The 22873-nt window shown below is 70.1% G+C and carries 18 protein-coding genes; 14 read left to right on the forward strand and 4 right to left on the reverse strand.

Features of this window, described 5'->3' with window-relative positions; genetic code table 11:
* The 5 genes from AB0H88_RS05330 to AB0H88_RS05350 all read left to right on the forward strand — a co-directional run bounded on the left by AB0H88_RS05330 (position 1) and on the right by AB0H88_RS05350 (position 7124).
* Positions 1 to 939 carry a sugar ABC transporter permease gene (locus AB0H88_RS05330; RefSeq protein ID WP_357641493.1) on the forward strand — a complete coding sequence of 313 codons (939 nt, stop codon included), beginning with the start codon at positions 1 to 3 and terminating at the stop codon, positions 937 to 939.
* On the forward strand, positions 932 to 1768 hold the full coding sequence (locus AB0H88_RS05335; protein ID WP_357641495.1) for a carbohydrate ABC transporter permease: 837 nt from the start codon (positions 932 to 934) through the stop codon (positions 1766 to 1768). Before AB0H88_RS05330 ends, AB0H88_RS05335 begins: the two co-directional genes overlap by 8 nt.
* Positions 1769 to 1805: 37 nt before the next feature.
* The gene (locus tag AB0H88_RS05340) at positions 1806 to 3194 is read left to right on the forward strand and encodes a DUF4832 domain-containing protein (RefSeq protein WP_357641497.1); all 1389 of its coding nucleotides are present in this window, start codon (positions 1806 to 1808) and stop codon (positions 3192 to 3194) included.
* Between the two features lie 155 nt (positions 3195 to 3349).
* On the forward strand, positions 3350 to 4507 hold the full coding sequence (locus AB0H88_RS05345; protein WP_357641499.1) for a DUF418 domain-containing protein: 1158 nt from the start codon (positions 3350 to 3352) through the stop codon (positions 4505 to 4507).
* Positions 4508 to 4565: 58 nt separating this feature from the next.
* Complete coding sequence (locus AB0H88_RS05350; protein WP_357641501.1) at positions 4566 to 7124, forward strand: glycoside hydrolase family 15 protein; 2559 nt, start codon at positions 4566 to 4568, stop codon at positions 7122 to 7124.
* A 193-nt stretch (positions 7125 to 7317) separates the two neighbouring features.
* Here AB0H88_RS05350 and AB0H88_RS05355 read toward each other — a convergent pair whose 3' ends face one another.
* Both AB0H88_RS05355 and AB0H88_RS05360 read right to left on the reverse strand, forming a co-directional pair.
* Entirely contained in the window at positions 7318 to 7560 is a 243-nt protein-coding gene (locus tag AB0H88_RS05355) for an RICIN domain-containing protein (protein ID WP_357642010.1), read from the reverse strand.
* A gap of 73 nt (positions 7561 to 7633) precedes the next feature.
* Positions 7634 to 10015, reverse strand: a complete 2382-nt coding sequence (locus AB0H88_RS05360) for an RICIN domain-containing protein (protein WP_357641502.1) — start codon at positions 10013 to 10015, stop codon at positions 7634 to 7636.
* A gap of 631 nt (positions 10016 to 10646) precedes the next feature.
* On the opposite strand from AB0H88_RS05360, the gene AB0H88_RS05365 reads away from it, so the two are divergent.
* Complete coding sequence (locus AB0H88_RS05365) at positions 10647 to 13079, forward strand: non-reducing end alpha-L-arabinofuranosidase family hydrolase (RefSeq protein ID WP_357641504.1); 2433 nt, start codon at positions 10647 to 10649, stop codon at positions 13077 to 13079.
* Between the two features lie 232 nt (positions 13080 to 13311).
* Positions 13312 to 13533: a hypothetical protein gene (locus AB0H88_RS05370; RefSeq protein WP_357641506.1), complete on the forward strand. Its 222-nt coding sequence runs from the start codon at positions 13312 to 13314 to the stop codon at positions 13531 to 13533.
* Between the two features lie 18 nt (positions 13534 to 13551).
* On the opposite strand, the gene AB0H88_RS05375 is transcribed toward AB0H88_RS05370, so the two are convergent.
* The gene (locus AB0H88_RS05375; protein ID WP_357641508.1) at positions 13552 to 14190 is read right to left on the reverse strand and encodes a helix-turn-helix domain-containing protein; all 639 of its coding nucleotides are present in this window, start codon (positions 14188 to 14190) and stop codon (positions 13552 to 13554) included.
* 113 nt (positions 14191 to 14303) lie between these two features.
* On the opposite strand from AB0H88_RS05375, the gene AB0H88_RS05380 reads away from it, so the two are divergent.
* The gene (locus AB0H88_RS05380; protein WP_357641510.1) at positions 14304 to 15884 is read left to right on the forward strand and encodes an MDR family MFS transporter; all 1581 of its coding nucleotides are present in this window, start codon (positions 14304 to 14306) and stop codon (positions 15882 to 15884) included.
* A 225-nt stretch (positions 15885 to 16109) separates the two neighbouring features.
* On the opposite strand, the gene AB0H88_RS05385 is transcribed toward AB0H88_RS05380, so the two are convergent.
* Complete coding sequence (locus tag AB0H88_RS05385) at positions 16110 to 16976, reverse strand: fumarylacetoacetate hydrolase family protein (RefSeq protein WP_357641512.1); 867 nt, start codon at positions 16974 to 16976, stop codon at positions 16110 to 16112.
* A 105-nt stretch (positions 16977 to 17081) separates the two neighbouring features.
* Here AB0H88_RS05385 and AB0H88_RS05390 point away from each other — a divergent pair, with 105 nt between their 5' ends.
* The 6 genes from AB0H88_RS05390 to AB0H88_RS05415 are packed head-to-tail and all read left to right on the forward strand — an operon-like array spanning position 17082 to position 22509.
* A complete protein-coding gene (locus tag AB0H88_RS05390) occupies positions 17082 to 17783 on the forward strand; it encodes a FadR/GntR family transcriptional regulator (RefSeq protein WP_357641514.1) in 702 nt (233 codons plus the stop codon).
* Between the two features lie 8 nt (positions 17784 to 17791).
* A complete protein-coding gene (locus AB0H88_RS05395; RefSeq protein ID WP_357641516.1) occupies positions 17792 to 18556 on the forward strand; it encodes an enoyl-CoA hydratase/isomerase family protein in 765 nt (254 codons plus the stop codon).
* The gene (locus AB0H88_RS05400; protein WP_357641518.1) at positions 18556 to 19734 is read left to right on the forward strand and encodes a CoA transferase; all 1179 of its coding nucleotides are present in this window, start codon (positions 18556 to 18558) and stop codon (positions 19732 to 19734) included. The genes AB0H88_RS05395 and AB0H88_RS05400 overlap by 1 nt, the downstream gene beginning before the upstream one ends.
* A complete protein-coding gene (locus tag AB0H88_RS05405) occupies positions 19722 to 20765 on the forward strand; it encodes a hypothetical protein (RefSeq protein ID WP_357641519.1) in 1044 nt (347 codons plus the stop codon). The genes AB0H88_RS05400 and AB0H88_RS05405 overlap by 13 nt, the downstream gene beginning before the upstream one ends.
* Positions 20762 to 21466, forward strand: a complete 705-nt coding sequence (locus tag AB0H88_RS05410) for an SDR family oxidoreductase (RefSeq protein WP_357641521.1) — start codon at positions 20762 to 20764, stop codon at positions 21464 to 21466. Before AB0H88_RS05405 ends, AB0H88_RS05410 begins: the two co-directional genes overlap by 4 nt.
* Positions 21463 to 22509, forward strand: a complete 1047-nt coding sequence (locus tag AB0H88_RS05415) for an aldose 1-epimerase family protein (protein ID WP_357641523.1) — start codon at positions 21463 to 21465, stop codon at positions 22507 to 22509. Before AB0H88_RS05410 ends, AB0H88_RS05415 begins: the two co-directional genes overlap by 4 nt.
* Positions 22510 to 22873: the final 364 nt, after the last annotated feature.

Below are 22873 nucleotides of genomic sequence, written 5' to 3' on the forward strand. Positions count from 1 at the left end.
ATGACGCTCACCACCCGCCGCGGCGCCACAAAGCCGGCGCGGCGCAGGGATCGCGCGGTCGAGGCTCTGTGGGGGTACGCGTTCATCGCCCCGATCGGGCTGGGCCTGGCCGTCTTCTACCTCTGGCCGGTCCTGCAGACCGCCTACTTCTCCTTCACCGAGTGGGGCGCCTTCGGCGGCCACACCTGGACGGGGGCGGCGAACTACCTGCGCCTGATCGCCGACCCCGAGATGGGCCGGGCGCTGGTCAACACGCTGACCTACACCGTGCTCGGGCTGCTCGCCATCCCGGTGGCCATCGTCTTCGCCGCGCTGCTCAACACCAAGGGGCTGCGCGGGGTGGGCGTCTACCGCACGATGTTCTTCCTGCCGGTCGTCACCATGCCGGTCGCCATCGCCATGGTGTGGCGGTGGCTCTACAACGGCGAGTACGGCCTGGTCAACCTGGTGCTGTCGCTGGTCGGCATCGACGGCCCGAACTGGATCGCCGACCCGGACACCGCGCTGTACGCCCTGGTCGTGGTCGGGGTCTGGAGCAGCGTCGGCTACAACCTGATCATCTTCCTGGCCGGCATGCAGGCGATCCCCAAGGAGTACTACGAGGCGGCCGCGATCGACGGCGCGGGCCCGGTCCGGCAGTTCTTCAAGGTCACGCTCCCGCTGCTGTCACCGACGGCGTTCTTCGTCTCGGTGATCTCGGTGATCGGCTCGCTGCAGCTGTTCGACCTGGTGTACGTGATCGGCGGCTCGGGGTCGTCGGCCCGGTCCAATCCGGCCTTCCCGCGCCTGGAGACGGTGGTCCAGCTCTTCTACGAGCGGGCCTTCGTCACCAACGACCGGGGTTACGCGGCGGCGATCGTGATGGCGCTGCTCGTGCTGATCATCGCGCTGACCGCGTTCCAGTTCCGGCTCCAGCGAAGGTGGGTGCACTATGCCTGACACGCGAGCACCCAACGCGCCAACCCGCCGGATCGGGCTGCACGCGGTGCTGGTCGCCGCGTCACTGGTGATGGTGACGCCGTTCGTCTGGCAGATCATCACCTCGCTCAAGACGCTCAGCGACGCCACGAGGGTGCCGCCGTCGATACTGCCCGGCGGCCACTGGGAGAACTACGGCCAGGTGTTCGGGCTGCTGCCCTTCGGCCACCAGTTCCTCAACACGGTGCTGATGGCCGCCGGGCGGACCGTCGGCCAGGTGCTGCTGTGCTCCATGGCCGCCTACGCCTTCGCCCGGCTCCGCTTCCCCGGCAAGAGGCTGCTGTTCGGGGTCTTCCTGTCGGTGCTGATGGTGCCGCCGCAGCTGTTCATCATCCCGCAGTACCAGATCATGTCGTCGCTGGGCTGGCTCAACAGCCTGCAGGCGCTCATCGTGCCCGGCCTGTTCAGCGCGTTCGGGGTCTTCCTGCTGCGCCAGTTCTTCCTCGGCCTGCCCCGCGAGCTGGAGGAGGCGGCCCGGCTGGACGGCGCGGGACCGCTGCGGATCTACTGGTCGATCATGCTGCCGCTGGCCAGGCCGGGGCTGGTCGCCCTCGGCGTCCTGGTGCTGCTGTGGTCGTGGAACGACCTGTTCTGGCCGCTGGTGGTCAACACCGACCCGGAGCAGATGACGCTGTCGGCCGGACTGGCCTCGCTGCAGGGGCAGTTCCAGACCAACTATCCGGTGCTCATGGCGGGCTCGCTGCTCGCCTCCCTGCCCGTCATCGCCGTCTTCGTCTTCCTGCAACGCCAGTTCATCCAGGGCATCGCCCACACCGGCATCAAGGGCTGAGCCCGCCGACCACCGTCCCCCAAGGAGAGGTCCGCCCATGTCCCGCCTGTTAGCCGCCTTGGTGCTCCTGTGCGCGATTCTCCTCGCGCCGCCCGCGCACGCCGCCACCACCAGCCCGTCGGCCACCAACGGCCCCGGCCGCGGGGGCGGCACGGTGACCTACACCCAGACGAACGCCACCTTCCCCAACCCCGAGCGCGGCTTCTACCACCACAACGGCGACTGCGACAAGGACGCCTTCTCCCTCGCCACCCTCCAGGGCTTCCGCGCCTCGCAGAACATCTCCCTCGTGATGTGCGTGTTCTACCTGGCCGAGTTCAAGACCAGCGCGATCAGCCAGGCCGCGCTCACCCGCTTCCAGAACCAGCTGACCACCGTACGGGCCGCCGGGCTCAAGGCCATCGTCCGGTTCGCCTACACCGAGTCCACCACCGGCGACGACGCCACCAAGACCCGGGTCCTGGCCCACCTCGACCAGCTGGCCCCCTACCTGAAGGCCAACAGCGACGTGATCGAGGTCGTCCAGGCCGGGCTCATCGGCGCCTGGGGCGAGTGGTACTACACCCAGAACTTCGGCAACGAGGGCACCGTCACCGCCGCCGACTGGGCCAACCGCAAGGCGGTGACCGACAAGCTCCTCAGCGTCCTGCCGTCGTCGCGGATGATCCAGGTCCGCACGCCCAAGATCAAGCGCACGATGTACGGCACCACCGCGCTGACGCCCGCCCAGGCGTACAACAGCTCCGCCCAGGCCCGCGTCGGGCACCACAACGACTGCTTCCTGGCCAGCCCCGACGACTACGGCACCTACGAGAACACCGCCGTCGAATACCCCTACCTCCAGGCCGAGACCGCGTACCTGCCCATGGGCGGGGAGACCTGCGGCGCCAACCCGCCGCGTTCGAGCTGCCCCACCGCCATGAGCGAGATGTCGCTGTTCCACTGGTCCTACCTCAACACCGACTACCACCCCGACGTCATCAACGGCTGGAACACCGGCGGCTGCCTGCCCGAGATCACCCGCCGCCTCGGCTACCGCTTCGCCCTGCGGACCGGCACGTACCCGAGCACGGCGACCCACGGCGGCGCGCTGCCGGTGCGCCTCACGATCAGGAACGACGGCTGGGCCGCGCCCTTCAACCCGCGCGGCGTCGCGCTGGTCCTGCGCAACACCGCCACGTCGGCCGTGTACCGCTTCCCGCTCAACGCCGACCCCCGCCTCTGGCTCGCGGGCGCCACGGCGACCATCGACCAGAGCGTGACGCTGCCGGCCGGCATGCCGGCGGGCACCTACGCGCTGCTGCTCGACCTGCCCGACCCGCAGCTGTCCTCCCGTCCCGAGTACTCGATCCGGCTGGCCAACGACGGCGTCTGGGAGGCCGCCACCGGGTACAACAACCTGCTGCGGAGTGTGACCGTCAACTGACGGCTGAGGTCCTTCTGGAGAGATACCTCCTCCGGAGGAGCAGAAGAAGACGGTCCGTCGGGGCTGAGGTCTCTGGGACCTAGCGACTTTGGTCGGTGTCGGAGGCTGCCAAGGATCGATGTGCCGGGGAGCTCGGCGTCTCTAGCGTCAGGATCATGACTCTGACCGAGGCGCCGGGCTCACGGCGCGTGCACGAGATCGACGCCGTCCGGGGGTTCGCGCTGGCGGGCATCCTGGTGGCGAACATCGGGTTCTTCGCCGATCCCGGCTACGCCGTGGGGACGGGCATCATGCCCATCACCGAGGGGCCGGTCGCGTACCTCATCAGCACGCTGGTGCTGACGAAGTTCTACATTCTGTTCTCCTTCCTGTTCGGCTACTCCTTCACGCTCCAGACGCGCGACGGGATCAACATCAAGGCCAGGATGCTGCGCCGCAGCCTCGGGCTCTTCGTGATCGGGCTCCTGCACGGGCTCCTGTTGTGGGTCGGCGACATCCTCACGCTGTACGCCGTGCTCGGGGTGATCCTGCTGGCGATGCGCGGCATCTCGCCCAGGAAGGCCGTCGTCACCGGCTGCGCCATCATCGGCGTCATGTCGGTGCTCTGGCTGCTGCTGGCCGGGCTGACCCTGCTCGACCCGGCGACGGGCACGACGGCGGCCACGGCGGCAGTGACCGACGCGGCGGCCGGAGCGCGGGCGGAGGCGCTGGTCACGGGCGGGCCGTTGAGCTTCCTGTCGTTCCAGGTGGAGACGTACCCGGCGCTGGCCGGGATGGTGTGGATCGGGCAGGGGCCGATGGCGCTGGCGATGTTCCTGTTCGGGCTGGCGGCCGGCCGGTCACGACTGTTCGAGGAGCCGGCGCGCTGGGCCCACCTCGTGCCGCGCGTCCAGTGGGTGGGCTTCGGCCTCGGCCTGCCCGCCGCGATCTTCTTCGCGTGGGCGTCCGCCTCCGGGGAAGGCGCGTTGGAGCTGGTCGCGCTGGCCCTGAACAACGTGACCTCGGTGCTGCTGACCGCCGCCTACGTGGTCAGCCTGCTCCAGGTGCTCAAACGCGTTCCCGCCGTCACCGGCGTGCTGGCACCGGCCGGGCGGGTGGCGGCCTCCAACTACATCGGGCAGTCGCTGCTCTGCTGCCTGGTCTTCACCGGCTACGGACTGGCCCTGGCGGGCAGGCTGTCGCCGCTCGCCGTGATGGGCGTGGCCGCGGTGATCTACGCGCTCCTGCTCGGGCTGAGCTGGTGGTGGCTGCGGAGCCATCGTTACGGCCCGATCGAGTATGGCCTTCGCCGCCTCACCGCGGGTCGGGGTTGACACCGAACGGGCCCTGGTCTTCTCTGCAACGAAAAGGGCGGACCCGAGGGGGCACGGCATGGCCACGGTTCGACGGTTCACACTCGCCCTGGTCGTATCCGCCGCGCTGGTCGGGCTTCCCGCCGCGCCCGCCGTGGCCCGGGGTCCCGCCCCGGCCGGGCCGGGCGCGGCGTCCCACTTCGGGTTGGCGCGCAAGGACTGCGTCGGGACGGCCGCGGGCCGGGTCTCGAAGGTCTGGTACACGGTCGCGGGCGGCGTGCTGTCCGACGTCTACGAGCCGACCATCGACAACACCAACGTCGAGACGATGCAGTTCGCCGTCACCGACGGCACGACGTTCACCGAGCTGCAGTCCCGCGACACCACGTACAAGGTGAGCACCGACCGCTCCGGCATGACCTGCACGATCACCTCATCCAGCAAGACCGGCCGCTACCACCTGACCACCACCTATCTCACCGATCCGGACAGCGACGCCGTCGTGGTCAGGACCCGGCTCCAGCCGGCCGGACTGCGCCTGTACGTACGGCTGGACGCGAGCGTCAACGGCAACGGAGGCGGCGGCACACCGAACGGCGGGGCCGACAGCGGCGTGGTGGACGGTCCGACCGGCGCCCCGGTGATCTCCGACCCGAACACCGAGACCTCCGCGCCCGCCCGCGACTACGCCGTGCCCACCCACCTGGCGCTGCGCGCGGAGCGGCGGCTGCCGCAGGCCGGCGTCGGCTACGCGGGCACGCCCAGCGACGGCGCCGCGCAACTGGACGCAGGCCACACGCTGACCCCCCACACCACCGCCCCGGACGGCAACGTGGTCGCCACCGCGCGGCTGCCCCTCGACGGCTCGGGCGCGGTGACCTTCGCTCTCGGCTTCGGCCGTACGGCGGCCGCCGCGTTGCGGACCGCGGGCGCGGCCGCCGCCCGGCCGTTCGAGACCACCCGAGCCCGGTACGAGGCGGGCTGGGCCGGCTACGACGCCGGGCTGCGCGAGCCGCCCGCCTCGCTCGCCGACGCCTATCGCTTGTCCGCCAACGTGCTGAAGGCGAGCGAGGACAAGACCTTCCCCGGAGCCGTCGTCGCCTCGCTGGCCAGCCCGTGGGGCCAGGCGGTCGGCGCGGGCGAGAAGGTGGGCGGCAAGGCGGTCTATTTCGGGTCCTACCGCGAGGTGTTCGCCCGCGACCTGTACGAGGCGTTCACCGGCTTCCTCACCGACGGCGACCTGGCGACCGCCCGCGCCACGGCCCGCTTCCTGCTGGGACGCCAGCAACTGCCCGACGGCCGTCTGCCGCGCAACTCCCTGCTGAACGGCCGGCTCGCCCCCGACTCGGGCGGCGACCAGCTCGACGAGAGCGCCTACCCGATCCTCATGGCCCACCAGGCCGGGATCGGCGCGGAGCTGTGGGAACACGTCCGCGAGGCCGCGGACTTCCTGGTGGCGCACGGCCCCGCGTTCGGCGTCGAGCGTTGGGAGGAGCAGCAGGGCTACTCACCGTCCACGATCGCGGCCGAGATCGCCGGTCTCGTCGCGGCCGGTGAGATCGCCGCCGCCCGCGACGACCAGCCCCGGGCCAGGCTCTACCGCGCCACCGCCGACCACTTCGCCCGCTCGGTCAAGGGCTGGACGGTCACCACGACCGGTCCGTACGCCCCCCGCTACTTCCTGCGCCTGTCGCGCACCGGCGACCCGGACGCCGCCGCCCCGTACAACCTCGGCAACGGCGGCCCGACGGAGGATCAGCGCCGGGTGGTGGACGCGGGATTCCTGGAGCTGACCCGGCTGGGCGTTCTGCCCGCCACCGACCCCGACGTGCTGGCCAGCCTGCCGGTCGTGGACCGGGTGATCGGGCGTACGACGCCGAACGGCCGGGGCTGGTACCGCTACGGCTCCGACACCGCGGGCACCGAGGACGGCTACGGCGACTGCCATGAGCCCGACCCCACCTCCTGCGCCCCGTCCGGGCGACCCTGGCCCACCGCGAACACCGGCTCGGGGCACCTGTGGCCGGTCCTGGCCGGCGAACGGGCGGAGCAGGCGTTGCAGACCGGCGACACGCGTACGGCGGCGTCCTTGCTGGCGGCGATGCGGGCCATGTCTTCCGGCACCGGCCTGGTCCCCGAGCAGGCGTGGGAGAACCCGGACCTGGCTGCCGCGCCGTACGGCACCGACCCGGCCACCGCCTCGATCGGCTTCCGCGACGGCGAGCCGGCCGGCTCGGCCTCCCCGCTGACCTGGGCGCAGGCCCAGGAGGTGCGGCTGATCCTCTCGCTCGCGGCGGGCCGCCCGGCCGAGCGGCCCGAGGTCGTACGCCGTCGCTACGCCGCCCACGGCATGCCCGAGGCGGCGCCGCTCACCCTCACCGCGCCCGCGGAAGGCAGCACGGCCGCCGGCACGTCGGTCACGGTCGAGGGGAGCGCCGCGCCCGGCGCCCGCGTGGACGTCGCGGCCACGCCCATCGACATCGGCGCCGCCACCAAGGTCGTCTCGGTCCGGGCCGGAGCCGACGGCCGCTTCACCGCCCAGGCGCCGCTCTCGTTCGGCGAGGCCGTCCTCACCGTGACCGCCACAACCCCTGACGGCCGCACCGGGTACGCCCGGCGCTCAGTCGTCGCGACATAACCGCAGCCACGACCGTGCTCGACGTCGGCGCGGGCCGGATCGCGGCCGTCATCATCGGCGGTGCGAGCTGCCTCGGTGGCAAGGCCCAGACGGCGTCCGGCGAGCAGGCCGACAACACTCCTTCATCGTGAAGCAGGTCGAGGCGTCCTCGTCGTGCCCCGTGCTATGCGCAATGCGACTCTCATGATCACCTTCAGAAGGTCCAGCGCTGGTTGGATCCGCCGTGGCAGGTCCAGATCTGGAGCTTGGTGCCGTTGGCGGTGGAGTTGCTGGGTATGTCCAGGCACTTGTTCGCGCCGACCGCAGTGATGCTGCCGTCGGAGTTGAGGCGCCATTGCTGTTTGTTCTGGCCGCTGCAGTCCCAGATGATGACGCTGCTCCCGTCGGCGGTGCCGCGCCCGTTGACGTCCAGGCACTTGTTGCCGTAAACGCGCAGCTCACCGCCGGCAGTCGGGGTCCACTGCTGGTTGGTTTCACGCCATTTCCTTCCATGTGTGACGGCTCCGACGTCAGCTACGGGTCCACTTCTGGTTGGCGCCGCCGGTGCAGGTCCACAGCTCCACGGGCGTGCCGTTGGCGGTCGCCTCGCCGGTGACGTCCAGGCACAGGCCCGACTGCACGGCGATGACCGTGCCGTCGGCGTTGAGGTTCCACTGTTGGTTGGCGCCGCCGCAGTCCGAGATGATGACCCTGGTGCCGGGGACCGTGCCGCCGCCCTGAGCGTCCAGGCACTTGGTGCCGTACACCTGGAGCTGCTTGCCGGCCGTCAGGTTCCACTGCTGGTTGGCGCCGCCGTTGCAGTCCCAGATCGCCAGCTGCGTGCCGTTGGCCTGCGACTGTCCAGGGACGTCCAGGCAGCGGCCCGACGCCGTGCTGCGCAGCACGTTGGACGGCCCGCCGCCCGGGCCAGGCGTGATGGACAGGTTGTCGAACTGCGCCGTCTCGGTCGCGCCGGTGCCGATGCCGACCTGACCGGCGCCCCACATCGCGTCGGTGACCGTACCCACCGTCGCGCCGTCGACCTTGGCGGTGATCGTGGAACCCGAGAAGCCCAGGGACAGCGTGTGCCAGCGGTTGGTGCCGAGGGCGGCCACGGTGCCGCTGCGCAGCGTCGTGACGGCGTTGGCGGCGGTGTTGCGCTGGATCGACCAGGCGCCGGCGTCGGTGACCCGCAGGTAGTACGCGTTCTGACCGGCCGGGCCGTAATGCTGGGTGCCCCCGCGCCCGATGAGCTTGACGTAGCCCGCCTGTTCCAGCAGGACGTCGGAGGAGACGGTGTAGTTGCTCCAGTTCACGTCGCCGAGCAACGCGTACGGATCGTAGTCCCCGTCCCACGTGATCGGCATGCGCGGCGACATCTGGCGCACGCACCTGCCCGCACGGCCCGCACCGCAGGCGGTCACTTCGAAGGCCCCCTGCTGGTCCATCAGGTACGTGGCCTCCTTGCCGACCGCGTACCCGTCGTAGTCGTCCGAGTACGGCAGCGCCATCGACCCGGGCGCCGGGCTCGTGGCAGCGCCCTTGCCCTGGCCCGTGGTGGTCGTGATGGTGTAGACGCGGCCGGGCTGAACGGTCAGCGAGTACGCGCCGCCCGAGGGCGTGATGTCGCTGCCGCGTACCATGTGGTCGGCGGGGTTGGCGGAGTTGAGGTTGGTGGACCACACATGCACGGCGCCGGTGGGCAGGCCGCCGGTGACGGTGAAGTTCAGGGTCTGGGCCGCACTCGCGTCCACGGTCTCGATGATCGTGCTGTAGCCGGAGCTGTCGGGTGACTTCAGCGAGACATAGCTGCCGTTGGTGCGGACGCCGCCGATGTAGCCGCTGGAGGAGTCCAGGTAACGCCAGCCCGGCGCGGTGAACTGGGTGGTCTGCGCCATCGTCCAGGCGTTCTTGCCCACCGCGAAGTACCCGGACCACGGCTGGGGCGCGATGGCGACGCCCATCGTCGGCCACGGGATGTTCGGGGTGATGGCGGCGATGATCGGCCAGTTGAGGTAGGCGGTCATCTTGCCGTCGATGTAGTCGCGGTTGATGCCGCGGGCGAGGGCTTTGGCGCCGTCGTTGTAATCGTCGGACCCGTTCTCGCTGGCCCACAGCTGCTTGCCGGAGTTGACCGCGTTGGTGGAACTGGGGCAGTTGGTCTGCGCGCTGCGATAACCGCACACGTAGTGCGACCCGAAGATGTCCACGGCGTTGCGGAAGGCCGCGTTGTTCACCGCGTCGTCGGCCGCCCCCCAACTGGTGTCGTCGGCCACGATCTTGACGTTGCCGAAGCCGTTGGTTTCCAGGGCGGTGTTCAGGTTGATGTACCAGTTGAGGTCACGGCCGCGCTCATTCCAGCCGCCGAGATAGTCGATGGTCAGCCCGTGGCTGTTCTTCGCGCACTTCAGCCAGTCGACCAGGTAGCCGATCATGTCCTGGGACCAGAAGTTGCGGTTGCCGATCCAGCCCGGCGCACCCCACGCGAGGCCGGCCAGCTTGATGTTCGGGTTGCGCGCCTTCGCCTCCTCCATCAGCCACCACTCGTAGCCTCGCCCGCAGTCCAGGTCGGCGTTGGTGTGCCGGTGGCTCGGCTCGGCGCCGCTGGTCGAGTTGGTGTCCCCGCCGATCTCCACCTTCAGGATCTGCACGGCCGCGCCGTACCCGGGCTTGAACATGTAGTCCAGGATCTGACCGCGCTGAGGCTCGGGGTAGTCGATGAGCAGACGGCTGTTGCCGCCGCCGCCGCTGATGGCGCCCACGCCGTCGAGCGTCCGGCCGCCTGAGGCGCCGTTGATCGTGATCGCGACGGCGGCCTGCGCCGACGAGCCACCGATCAGGGAGATCGCGGCTGTCAGGAACGCGACCACAAGAGTCGAGACGAACGCCTTGGCCTTTATCCGCCGGCTCATGAAACGACATCCTTTCCGCACGGTGCGGCTGGTTGGATCACCATCGGATCTTTCGCTCTCACGCGTCTCTGTGAAATTACCGACCTGTTAGCGTTAACACTTACTGTGATCGGCCAGTTCTCTTCTCTATCGGCACGGGTGGTGTGGGCGGAGCAAACACGAGACAACGAGGTTCCGTCAAGGGTCGGACGCGGGGCACGTCACGAGCACCCTGGAGCTTCGGCGTGACCGACCTGGTGATTTTCGGCGTCTTCGCACACTCGCACGCTCGGAATGGTGATGAAACTTTCACCGTCCAGGGCCTCGGCCTGCAGCGGTAATGGTGTTGGAAACTGCAAGCGGACAGGTGTTATATCCAGAGGCGCGACGGCCGCAGGATCCGAAACTTTCGGCCTATTCTTGACACGTTTCGGGAATGTTTCCACACTGAGTCGTCGAGGCGGTTCTCTCCTGCCAGCTCGGTGGTGCGTGGCGGGAGCCGTCGCCCGCGCCGTCCATGGCGTGCGGCGTCGGCGCTGCGGGGCGTTCCCCGCGTTCTCCCTCCTTTCCGCTTTCCCGTGATTCCTTAGGAGGCTCAGGAATGGGCGCATACGCCTTACATCCGCCTGGAACCCGGCGACCTCTCCGCAACGTGCGGGTCGCGCTCGCCGGCGCTCTCGGTGTTCTCTGCACGATCACGACGCTGACGTTGTCGGGTCCGGCCGACGCCGCAGCGAACACGCTCGGCGCGGCGGCCGCGCAGAGCGGCCGGTACTTCGGCACCGCCATCGCCTCGGGCAAGCTCGGCGACTCCGCCTACACCACGATCGCCAATCGCGAGTTCAACATGGTGACGGCCGAGAACGAGATGAAGATCGACGCCACCGAGCCCAACCGGGGGCAGTTCAACTTCACCAGCGGGGACCGGGTCTACAACTGGGCCGTGCAGAACGGCAAGCGGGTGCGCGGGCACACGCTGGCCTGGCACGGCCAGCAGCCGGGCTGGATGCAGTCGCTGTCGGGCAGCAGCCTGCGCCAGGCGATGATCGATCACATCAACGGCGTGATGGGCCACTACAAGGGCAAGATCTACGCCTGGGACGTGGTCAACGAGGCCTACGCCGACAGCGGCGGCGGCCGGCGCGACTCCAACCTGCAGCGCACCGGCAACGACTGGATCGAGGTCGCCTTCCGCACCGCGCGCGCCGCCGACCCCAACGCCAAGCTGTGCTACAACGACTACAACATCGACAACTGGTCCTGGGCCAAGACGCAGGGCGTCTACAACATGGTCCGCGACTTCAAGCAGCGCGGCGTCCCCATCGACTGCGTCGGCCTGCAATCACACTTCAACGGCAACAGCCCCTACAACAGCAACTACCGCACCACCATCTCCAGCTTCGCCGCGCTCGGCGTCGACGTACAGATCACCGAGCTGGACATCCAGGGCGGCTCGGCGACCACCTATGCCAACGTGGTCAACGACTGCCTGGCCGTGTCGCGTTGTGCCGGCATCACGACATGGGGCGTCCGCGACAGCGACTCCTGGCTGGGCGCGAACGCCACCCCGCTGCTCTTCGACGGCAACGGCAACAAGAAGGCCGCCTACACCTCGGTACTCAACGCCCTGAACGCCGCCGACCCCAACCCGACGCCCACTCCGACGCCCACTCCGACGCCGACTCCCACGGCACCGGGCGACGGTACCGGGCCGATCAAGGGTGTCGCCTCCGGCCGCTGCGTGGACGTTCCCGGCTCCGCCACGGCTGACGGCACTCTGGTCAACCTGTGGGACTGCAACGGGCAGAGCAACCAGCAGTGGGCCTCCACCTCGGCCGGCGAGATCAAGGTCTACGGCAACAAGTGCCTGGACGCCGGGGGCTCCGGGAGCGGCGCCAAGATCCAGATCTATTCCTGCCACGGCGGCGACAACCAGAAGTGGCGCGTCAACTCCGACGGCACCGTCACCGGCGTGCAGTCAGGACTGTGCCTGGACGCCATCGGCCAGGGCACAGCCAACGGCACCCAGCTCCAGCTCTACGCCTGCCACGGCGGCGACAACCAGAAATGGACCTGGAGCGGCGGCTCAGGATCACCCAGCCCCACGCCGACGCCTACCCCGGGTGGCGGGACGCTGCCGTCGAGCCTGCAGTGGAATTCCAGCGGCCAGCTGATCGCCCCGAAGCCGGACTCCTCGCACAACATTGCGGGGATCAAGGATCCGACGGTGGTGTACTCGGGCGGCAAGTATCACGTGTTCGCCAGCACCGCCCAAGCCTCCGGCTACAACCTGGTGTACCTGAGCTTCACCGACTGGTCACAGGCCGGCTCGGCCACGCACTACTACCTCGACCGCACCCCGATCGGCAGCGGCTACCGAGCGGCGCCGGAGGTCTTCTACTTCGCGCCGCAGAACCTGTGGTATCTGGTCTACCAGACCGGTAACGCCTCGTACTCCACCAACCCCGACATCAGCAACCCCAACGGGTGGAGCGCGCCGAAGAACTTCTACTCCGCGATGCCCGACATCATCCGGCAGAACATCGGCAACGGCTACTGGGTCGACATGTGGGTGATCTGCGACAGCGCCGACTGCTACCTGTTCTCCTCCGACGACAACGGCCACCTGTACCGCTCCCAAACCAGTCTGGCCAACTTCCCCAACGGGATGACCAACACCGTCATCGCCATGCAGGACTCCAAGAACAACCTGTTCGAGGCGTCCAACGTGTACAAGGTGCAAGGAGACAACAGGTATCTGCTGCTCGTGGAGGCCATCGGGTCCAACGGCCGCCGCTACTTCCGGTCCTGGACCTCCGCCAGCATCGCCGGGTCGTGGACCCAACTGGCCGCCAGCGAGAGCAACCCCTTCGCCCGCGCCAACAACGTCACCTTCAACGGCACCCCCTGGACCCAGGACATCAGCCACGGCGAGATGGTCCGCACCATGACCGACCAGACCCTGACCATCAGCCCCTGCCACATGCAGTACCTCTACCAGGGGATGGATCCAAGCTCGGGCGGCGACTACAACTCCCTGCCCTGGCGCCTCGGGCTACTGACCCAGACCAACTCCACCTGCTGATCCCCCGACGGGAACAGGGACGATCCCCCTGCCCGGGGGATCGTCTCCTCAGCCGGCGATCGAACGGAAACGGAAGGCGGCGAGCCGGAAGTCGCCGTCCAGGCTCACCCGCGGGTCGTGCACACCTCCGCGACGGCGGTCAGGTCGGCGGCGATCGTGGTTCAGGTGTACCGGTCCCGGTGACCGGCACCGGGATCTCGGCCGGCGGCCTGCCGTCCGCGTGGAACCCGAGGTGACCGCCGCCCGTCCCGGCGACCTCGACGGCCGCCGATCTCCACGCGGGGCCTTCGACCTGCGCAGGTTCCAGGTCATCACGGACCCGAGCACCGTCTACCTGCGCGCCGAGATCGCTGACCTCACTCCCACCTTCGGCAGCCAGATCGACGCCCAACTGCTCGACGTCCGCGTACAGGACCCGGCCGTGACCGCGCGCAGTCCCAGGCGGACGAACTGAACCCGCTCCTCGGCCCGGTCACTCTGCGGGCGGGGCCGGTCCCGTGACGTGGAGGAGGGGGAGGTCGGGGAACAAGTGGCTGACCAGGAGCGTCGCCGTGCGCATCGCGGCGGTGACGATGTCGTCGTTCTTGGCCTCGGTGCCCTGGGCGGCCAGCACGGCGCTGTGCACGCTGAGCAGGGCCAGCCGGACGCTGAGCTGATCCTGCAGTGAGGCTCCGGGGCCCAGGATGAGCCGGGTGGCCTGGTTGGCCCGCTCCAGCGGGCTGTCCTCACTCGGCGGCATGACCGCCTTCAGCGCGGTGTGGTTGGCGACGGCGAACCGCATGTTCTTCACCCCCTGCTCACAGCTCATCGTGAGCCACCGGCTCAGGAGCTCGGCGGCCAGCTCCGGGGAGTGCGGCTGCCCGGCCGCCCAGTCGAGCAGCTCGTCCATCGCGCGCACCTGGTCGGTGAAGAGGCTGACAATGACGGCCTCTTTGCTGTCGAAGTGGTAGTAGAGCGCCGCCTTGGTGATGCCCAGTTGCTCGGCGATCTCGCGCATAGAGGTGGCGTCGTAGCCGTGCTCGGTGAACAGGGTCAGCGCGGCCTCCTGGATCTCGGCTCGCGTCTGACTGCCCTTGCGCCGCGCGCCCGGCGCCGGCTCCGTCTTGGTCATGGCTCTTCCCTCTTGCTCCAACGCTGCTACACAGCCTATTTGCCTACCGGCCGGTTAGCAAGTACGCTTGCCGACCGACAGGTAAGTTCTATGGATCGACAGGAGCGCACGTAATGGCCAAGGACAGCGCGGACACCGCCTCGGGAGCGGAAGAGCAGGTCGGCTTAGGGTTCAGCCACCGTCAGATCCTGGTGACCATGAGCGGCCTGGTCGTCGCCATGCTCCTGGCGATGCTGGACAACATGATCGTCGCACCGGCGCTGCCCACGATCGTGGGCGAGCTGGGCGGCCTCCAGCATCTGGCATGGGTGACCACCGGCTACGTCCTGGCCTCCACTGTAGCCACGCCCATCTGGGGCAAGCTCGGCGACCTCTACGGCCGCCGCATCATCTTCACCGCCGCCGTGGCGATCTTCCTGATCGGCTCGGTGCTGTGCGGAGCGTCCCAGGATATGGCGCAGCTGGTCGCCTTCCGCGCCATCCAAGGACTGGGCGCGGGCGGACTGATGGTCGGCGTGCTGTCGATCATCGGCGAGATGATCCCGCCGCGCGACCGCAGCAAGTACCAGGGCGTCATGATGGCCGTCATGCCGGTCGCGATGATCGGCGGCCCGCTCATCGGCGGTTTCATCACCGACAACCTGAGCTGGCGCTGGGCCTTCTACGTCAACCTGCCGCTCGGCGCGGTCACCCTGGTCCTGTGCTGGATCACCCTGGCCAGGCTGCCCAAGGGCACCGGCAAGGCCGTGATCGACTGGTGGGGCACCGGCCTGCTGACGATCTGGATCACCGCCCTGGTGCTCGTCACCAGCTGGGGCGGCACCCAGTACGAGTGGGGCTCCGGGCAGATTCTCGGGCTGATCGCCCTGGCCGTGGTCGCGTTCGTCGCCTTCATCTTCGTCGAGCGGCGCGTGGCCGAGCCGATCATGCCGCTGCGGGTCTTCAAGAGCCTCAACTTCACGCTGTCCGGCGCGGTCGCCTTCATCTCGGGGTTCGCGATGTTCGGCGCGATGGGCTTCCTGCCGCAGTTCCAGCAGTTCGTCCAGGGCTCCTCGGCCACCAACAGCGGCCTGCTACTGATGCCGATGATGATCGCCTCGATGGCCGTCAGCCTGGGCGCCGGCCAGCTGATCAGCAAGACCGGGCACTACAAGTCGCTGCCGATCGTCGGTTCCATCCTGGTCACCGCCGGTCTGGCGCTGTTCGCCACCATGGACGTCGGCACCTCCACCACGGTGACCGCCCTCTACATGGTGGTCCTCGGCGCCGGCATGGGCGCGCTGATGCAGACCAGCACCCTGATCGCGCAGAACAGCCTCGCGCTGCGTGACATGGGCGCGGGCACCGGCGTGTCGACCTTCCTCCGCAACATGGGCAGCTCGCTCGGAGTCTCGCTGCTCGGTGCCGTCTACACCAGCCACCTGGCCGACACCCTCATCGGCACTCCCGCCGTCGCCACCCAGGCCGCCTCGATGACCCCGCAGCTACTGCGCGGCCTGCCCGAAGCGGTCCAGAATCTGTTCCAGCAGGCGGTCACCAACGGCATCACCGCGCTGTTCACCTGGGGCGCGGTCGTGGCCGCCATCGGCATCGTGGCCGCCGTGTTCATCCGCCAGGTCCCGCTGCGCGGCGCCGCCACCCCGCAGGCGGCCAAGGCCAAGGCCGAGGCCGACGCGGTCGCCATGAGCGGCTGAGTCCGCGCGGGCCGGGGGCACCCCGGCCACGTAAGGGTGCGGTTCCGGTCGCGAAGCACTGCTTCTTGTTCGCGGCCTCCCGCCGTCGCCGCAATCTTCACCCCGCCCTGCGGACCGTGATCACGACGGGCCGGGCACCGAAGACGGTGCCCGGCCCTGGTCGTGCCGGTCTCAGCGCTTGACGGTGAATCGCCCGTCTCAGCGCCTGACGGTGAACCGCCCCTCTCAGCCCATGGCGGCCAGGCCGTGCACCACGGTGCTGGTCAGCGTGCCGATCTCGGCGATGCCGATGGTCACGATGTCGCCGTCGCGCAGTGTGAACGGCAGGTCGGGGACCAGGCTGGTGCCGGTCGAGAGCACGGCTCCGTCAGGGAAGGCGTCGGCGCGGAAGAGGTAGCCGGCCAGGTCGTCCAGGCGCCGGTGCAGCTCCGAGGTGGACGCCTTGCCGTCCCACACCGTCTCCCCCGCCCTGGCGATGGTCAGCGTGATGTCCAGCGCGTACGGGTCGGCCACTTCCCAGGCGGGCCTGATCGCCGGGCCGACCGCGCACGCGCCCAGGTAGATCTTGGCCTGCGGCAGGTACAGCGGGTTGACCCCCTCGATCGTGCGAGAGCTCACGTCGTCGACCACCGTGTAGCCCGCGATCTCGCCCGCGGCGTTCAGCACCAGGCCCAGCTCCGGCTCCGGCACGTCGATCTCGGAGTCGGCGCGCACGGCGATCCGGCCGCCATCCCCCGACACCTTCCAGGCCACCGACTTGAAGAACAGCTCGGGCCGTTCGGCGTCGTAGACGAGCTCGTACACGTCGGCCGCCCGCTCGCTCTCGGTCACCCGCGCCTCGCGCGAGCGCCGGTAGGTGACGCCCGCGGCCCACACCTCCATCAGCCCGTCCACGGGCGCGAGCCTGCGCACGGACGCGGACGGGTGCCCCGGGCCGGCCGCGGCGGCGCACCGCTCGCGCAGCTCCGCGACGGGCAGGCGGAGCAGCTCTCCGACGGTGGTGACCCCGTCCAGCTGCGTCACCTTCTCGCCGTCGTCGACGCCGACCGCGTCCGTGCCGGTCAGCGGACTGACAAACCGTACGATGTGCATAACTCTCCCAGCTTCATCTGATGAAGTCCGAACTTCATCAGATGAAAGTCTATGAAAAAACCGACTGTCCCGATACTGTGCCAAACATCCGAAACGGAGGAAACCGTGGCAACTGATCCTTACCCGGACACGGCTCGGCATGCTCACGTCGTGCACGCCCTGGGTGCCCGGATCGTCGACGGTTCGCTGGTGCCCGGCACGCCCATCCCGATCGAGGAGCAGCTGGTCAACGAGCTCGGCGTGGGCCGCTCGGCCGTACGGGAAGGCGTGAAGGTGCTGGCCGGCAAGGGCCTGCTGGAGACCAGGAGGAGTGCCGGGACCCGCGTCCGGCCGCGCGAGTCCTGGAGCCTGCTCGACGCCGACGTGCTGAGCTGGCGGTTCGGGGCCGACGCCCAGGCCGGGGACATCCGGGTGCTGGCCGACCTGCGCGTCGCGCTGGAGCCCGGGGCGGCCCGGGTGGCGGCCGAGCGGGCGGACGCGGCGGCCATCCAGCGCATCGACGAGGCCCTGGCCGCGCTGCACGCCACGGCCGACGACCCCGACCCCTTCATCGACGCCGACCTGGCCTTCCACCGGGCCGTGTTCGGTGCCGCCGACAACGACCTGCTGCTCTACATCTACGACATGATCAGCATCGCCCTGCGCTCGGTACGGCAGGTGCACACCCGATCGGTCACGCACAACAAGGAAACGCTGCCCAACCACGAGCGCGTTGCCGTGGCGATCCGGCGCCGCCATCACCGCAAGGCCGAGGAGGCCATGCGCGAGGTGGTCGAGGTCGCCCGCGCCGACGCGCTCCACTGCTGAGGGAATCCATGGACGTCCTGCTCGACGTGGACGGCCCGGTGGCCGTCATCACCCTGAACAGACCAGCCAAACTCAACGCCATCACCCCCGAGATGGCCGGCGCGCTGCGCGCCTGCCTCGACCGCGTGGACGCCGACCTCGCCATCCGGGTGGCCGTGCTCACCGGCGCCGGGGAGCGCTCCTTCTGCGTGGGCAGCGACATCCGCGAGCTCGACGCGTACGCCACGCCGTGGGAGTTCCGCAACCGCGGCGACTACGGCGACGCGGTCCGCGCCCTGCGCAAGCCGATCGTCGCCGCCGTCAACGGCTACGCCTACGGCGGCGGGCTGGAGCTGGCCATGGCCTGCGACATCCGGCTGGCGGCCACCACCGCCACCTTCGCCGCGCCGGAGATCAAGCTCGGCTGGATCGGCGGCAGCGGCCAGTCCGCCCTGCTCGCCCACGCCGTCGGCCCCGGCAACGCGGCCACCATGCTGCTCACCGGCGACCCGATCGACGCCGCGCGGGCCAAGGACTGGGGGCTCGTCACCGAGGTGATGCCTCCAGAGGAGCTGCTGCCGGCCGTACGAGAGCTGGCCGGGAAGATCGCCGCCCGGCCGCCGATCGCCGCCCAGACGGCCAAGGCCAACCTCAGGGCGGCCTACACCATGCCCCTGGACCAGGCCATCCAGTACGAGCGCGACCTGCAGACCGTCTGCTTCGCCACCGCCGACGCGGCCGAGGGCCGGGCCGCGTTCGCCGCCCGCCGCGAGCCCGTCTTCGAGGGGCGCTGATGGGCGTCCTCGACGGTTACCGCGTGGTCGACCTGTCCATCGCCATGGCGGGCCCGCTGGCCGCCATGCGCCTGGGCGACCTGGGCGCGGACGTGATCAAGGTGGAGCCGGTGACCGGCGAGTGGCAGCGCCACGCCCCAGCAGGAGGCGCCACGGGCAACCAGGTCAACGCCTCGTTCCTGTCGCTCAACCGCAACAAGCGCAGCCTGGCCGTGAACCTCAAGTCGGACGAGGGCCGCGACATCGTCCACCGGCTCGCCGCGACGGCGGACGTGTTCCTGCAGAACTACCGGCCCGGCGTCGCCGAGCGCCTCGGCATGGACCACGACACCATCAGCGGGCTCAATCCGCGCGTCGTCTACGTCTCCATGTCCGGCTACGGCGAGAGCGGTCCGTACGTGACGCGACCGGGCCAGGACCTGCTGCTCCAGGCCATGAGCGGCGCCATGCTCAGCACCGGCCGCGACGGCGACCCCCCGGCGCCCGCCGGCACCTACGCGATCGACGCGATCACTGCCTACAGCGCCTTCGAAGGCGCCCTGGCCGCGCTGCTGCACCGCGAGCGCACCGGCGAGGGCCAGCGGGTGAGCGTCAACATGCTCGACGCGGCCATCGCCGTGCAGATGCAGGAGCTGTCGGTCTTCACCGTCGGCGGGGTCCCGCAGCGGCGCGGGCGCGAGCCGCACGGCCACACCTACATCCGGGCGCCGTACGGGGTGTTCGCCACCAAGGACGGCTACCTCGCGCTCGGCATGCCCAGGCTCGACGGGCTGGCCGTCGCGCTCGACCTGCCCGAACTGGCCGATATGGACGGCCACACCCAGCGCGACGAGATCACCTCGACCGTCGCCCGGCGGCTGCCCGAGCGCACGACCGCCGAGTGGCTGGACATCTGCGCCCGTCACGACCTGTGGGCGGGCCCGGTGTACGGCTACGCGGAGCTGGTGGCCGACCCGCAGGTCCGGCACAACGGCTCGTTCGTCACCTACGACCACCGCACCGAGGGCACGGTCACCACCCCCGGCTTCCCGTACGGCCTCAGCGCCGCCCCGCCCCAGGTACGCCGGGGCGCGCCGCTGGTGGGCGAGCACACCGCGGAGATACTCGGCGAGCTGGGCTACCCACCGGAACACGCCGCCGAGCTGGTGGAGAAGGGTGTGCTGGCGTGCGCGGACTGACCTGGGACCACCCCCGCGGCCACGCCCCGCTCGACGAGCTCACCCGCCTCGACCTGGCCGGGCCGAACCCGTACGGCGACGTGCCCGAGCCGATCGAGTGGGACCGCCAGCCGCTCGAAGGCTTCGAGTCCGAGCCCATCGCCACGCTCTGCGCGTCGTACGACGTGCTGGTGATCGACCACCCCGGGCTGGGCGCGGCGCTGGACTCGCTGGTGCCGATGGACGAGCTGTTCTCGCCGCCCGAGCTGGCCGATTTCCGCGCTCGCACCGTCGGCCGCTCCTACGAGAGCTACCACCTGGACGGGCGCCAGTGGGCGCTGCCGCTCGACGCGGCCACCCAGGTGGCCGCCGCCTGGCCGGGCACGCACATCCCGGAGACCTGGCCCGAGACGGTGGAGTTCGCGCGGGCGGGCGGGCGGCTGGCACTGTGCCTGGGCGGGCCGCACGCCTTCCTCATGTTCTGCGCGCTGTGCTCGGGCGACTTCCTCGACCGCGAGGCGGGACTGCGGGCGCTGGAGCTCATGGCCGAGCTGCTCGCCCTGGCCGACCCCGAGATCTCGCTGCGCAACCCGATCGGCGTCCTCGACGCCATGGCGGCGGGCGGGCCCGACCTCTGCCCGCTGGTGTACGGGTACGCCACCTACCCGCTGGCCTTCGCCGACGCCCCCTCCTGGCCCGGCCGGGCGCCGGGGAGCGTGCTCGGCGGCACCGGGCTGGCGGTCTCCAAGAGCCGGGTGCACGACGCCGGGACCAGGGACGCCGTACGAGCCCACCTGCGCCGGTTGCTGTCGGAACCGGTGCAGACCGGGCTGTTCCCCGCCACCGGCGGCCAGCCCGCCGCCCGCTCCGCCTGGGACGCCTCGGGCTTCTACCGCGACACCCGCGACACCGTGGAGGCGGCCTGGATCCGGCCGCGCTTCCCCGGCTACATCGGCAGGCAGGAGCGGACCTCCGCCCTGCTCCGCGACGGGCTGACCGCCCGCAGACCGGTCAGAGACCTGCTCGACGACCTGCACAGGGAGTGGACATGACCACGGCGCTGGTAACCGGCGCGGCCGGCGCGCTCGGCCAGGCGATCGTGCGCCGCCTGACGGCCGACGGCCACCAGGTGGCGGCGCTCGACCTTGACGCCGGCTCACTCGACGGCGCGCTCACCCTGGCGGCCGACCTGCGCGACCCCGCCGCTATCGAGGATGCCTTCGCCCGTACGGCCGCGGCGCTCGGGCCGGTCGGCGTCCTGGTCAACAACGCGGCCATCTATCCCAGCAGGCCCTTCCTGGAGGTGCCGCTGGCCGAGTACGACGACGTGCACGCGGTCAACCAGCGCGCCTACTGGCTGGCGGCCCAGCACGCGGCCGGGCAGATGACCTCGCTGGGCGCCGGCGCGATCATCAACGTCGCGTCGATCACCATGCACGGCGGCTGGCCCGACCTGGCCGCCTACGTCGCCACCAAGGGTGCCGCCACCGCCCTGACCAGGGCCCTGGCCCGCGAGCTCGGGCCGCGCGAGATCCGCGTCAACTGCGTCTCGCCCGGCGCGTTCCCCACGGCCGCCGAGGAGATCCATCCCGATCCCGAGGCGTACAACCGGTTCGTCCTCGAACGGCAGGCGCTCCAGCGGCGCGGCCGCCCGGAGGAGCTGGCCGCCGTGGTGTCCTTCCTGGCCGGCCCCGACGCGTCCTTCGTCACCGGCCAGACCATCGAAGTCAACGGAGGGTGGGTGATGGCATGACGCCGACCCGCAGGCAACTGGCGGAACTCACGGGCGACCCGGCCGCGGCGGGCGGGGTGCGCCTGGTGACGCTCGGCGACGGCGCCGAACGCGGCATCCGGACGCTGGAGTTCCGCACCGGCTCGGGGCTGGCCTTCGACGTGCTGGTCGACCGGTGCATGGACATCGGCGCGGCCGAGCACGCCGGGCGGTCCTTCGGCTGGCGCTCCCCCACCGGTTTCCGCCATCCGGGGCTGCACGAGAACGCCGACGAGGACGGCCTGTCCTGGCTGCGCTCCTTCTCCGGGCTCATGGTCACGGGCGGCCTCGACCACACGCTGTTCGGCGGCGAGGTCCCCGCCGACACCTACCGCTACCCGCCCCGCCCGTCCGTACGGCACGGCCTGCACGGCCGCGCGGGCAACCTGCCCGCCCGGCTGACCGGCTACGGCGAGCGCTGGGACGGCGACCGCTGCGTCCTGTGGGCCGAGGGAGAGGTACGGCAGGCGGCGGTCTTCGGCGAGAACCTGACCCTGACCCGCCGCATCGAGGCCGACCTGGGCGGGGACGAGATCCGGCTGACCGACACCGTGACCAACGCCGGGTTCGAGCCGACGCCGCACATGTTCCTCTACCACATCAACCTCGGCTGGCCGCTGCTCGACGAGGGCGCCCGGTTCGAGGCGGACATCCGCGAGACCCTCTGGCAGAGCGACAGCGTCGCCGAGCAAGGGGCCGACCACCTGACGCTGCCGGGGCCGGTGCCGGGCTTCGTGGAGCAGGTGTACGAGCACGCGCTGAACCCCGGCGCCGAGGGCCTGCACCGGGTCGCGGTGGTCAACGACCGGCTGGGCATGGCGGTCAGCGTGGAGTGGCGGGCGGCGCAGTTCCCGTGCTTCTTCGAGTGGCTGAACCTGCGCTCCGGCAACTACGCGATCGGCCTGGAGCCGTCCACCCACCACGTGGGCGGCGACGCGGCGGCCCGCGAGGACGGCAGCATGATCTGGCTGGGGGCTCAGGAGTCGCGCACCTACCAGACCACGTTCAGGGTCGAGACGGTCTGAGCTCGTCCGGAGGGCCCGGTCCGCATTTCAGGTGCGGACCGGGCCCTCCGCTTTTTCCGCATATATCCTCGGCTCACGAATTATCGGGTAAATCAGACGTTATTAAATAGCCGATGGAAGGTGGCCAGAGAGGGCCATTGCCTGGCCGCGTAACGACCTTTACCATCGAAGACGCCTCGACCGGACCACCAGCGTGAAGGCGACCGAGAATTCGATGACAGAGCCGCTCACATTCCGCGCCACCACGACCGAGGAATTACCCCCGCCGCTCTGATGCTCTCCGGAAGAGATTTCCCACCCGTACTCTCAAAGCCGCCGAAATCGGCCCGCTGAGCCGACGGGTTTCATTCCACTATCAGAGAGT

The sequence above is a fragment of the Nonomuraea sp. NPDC050680 genome (genome assembly GCF_040654555.1).
Taxonomy (GTDB): Bacteria; Actinomycetota; Actinomycetes; order Streptosporangiales; family Streptosporangiaceae; genus Nonomuraea.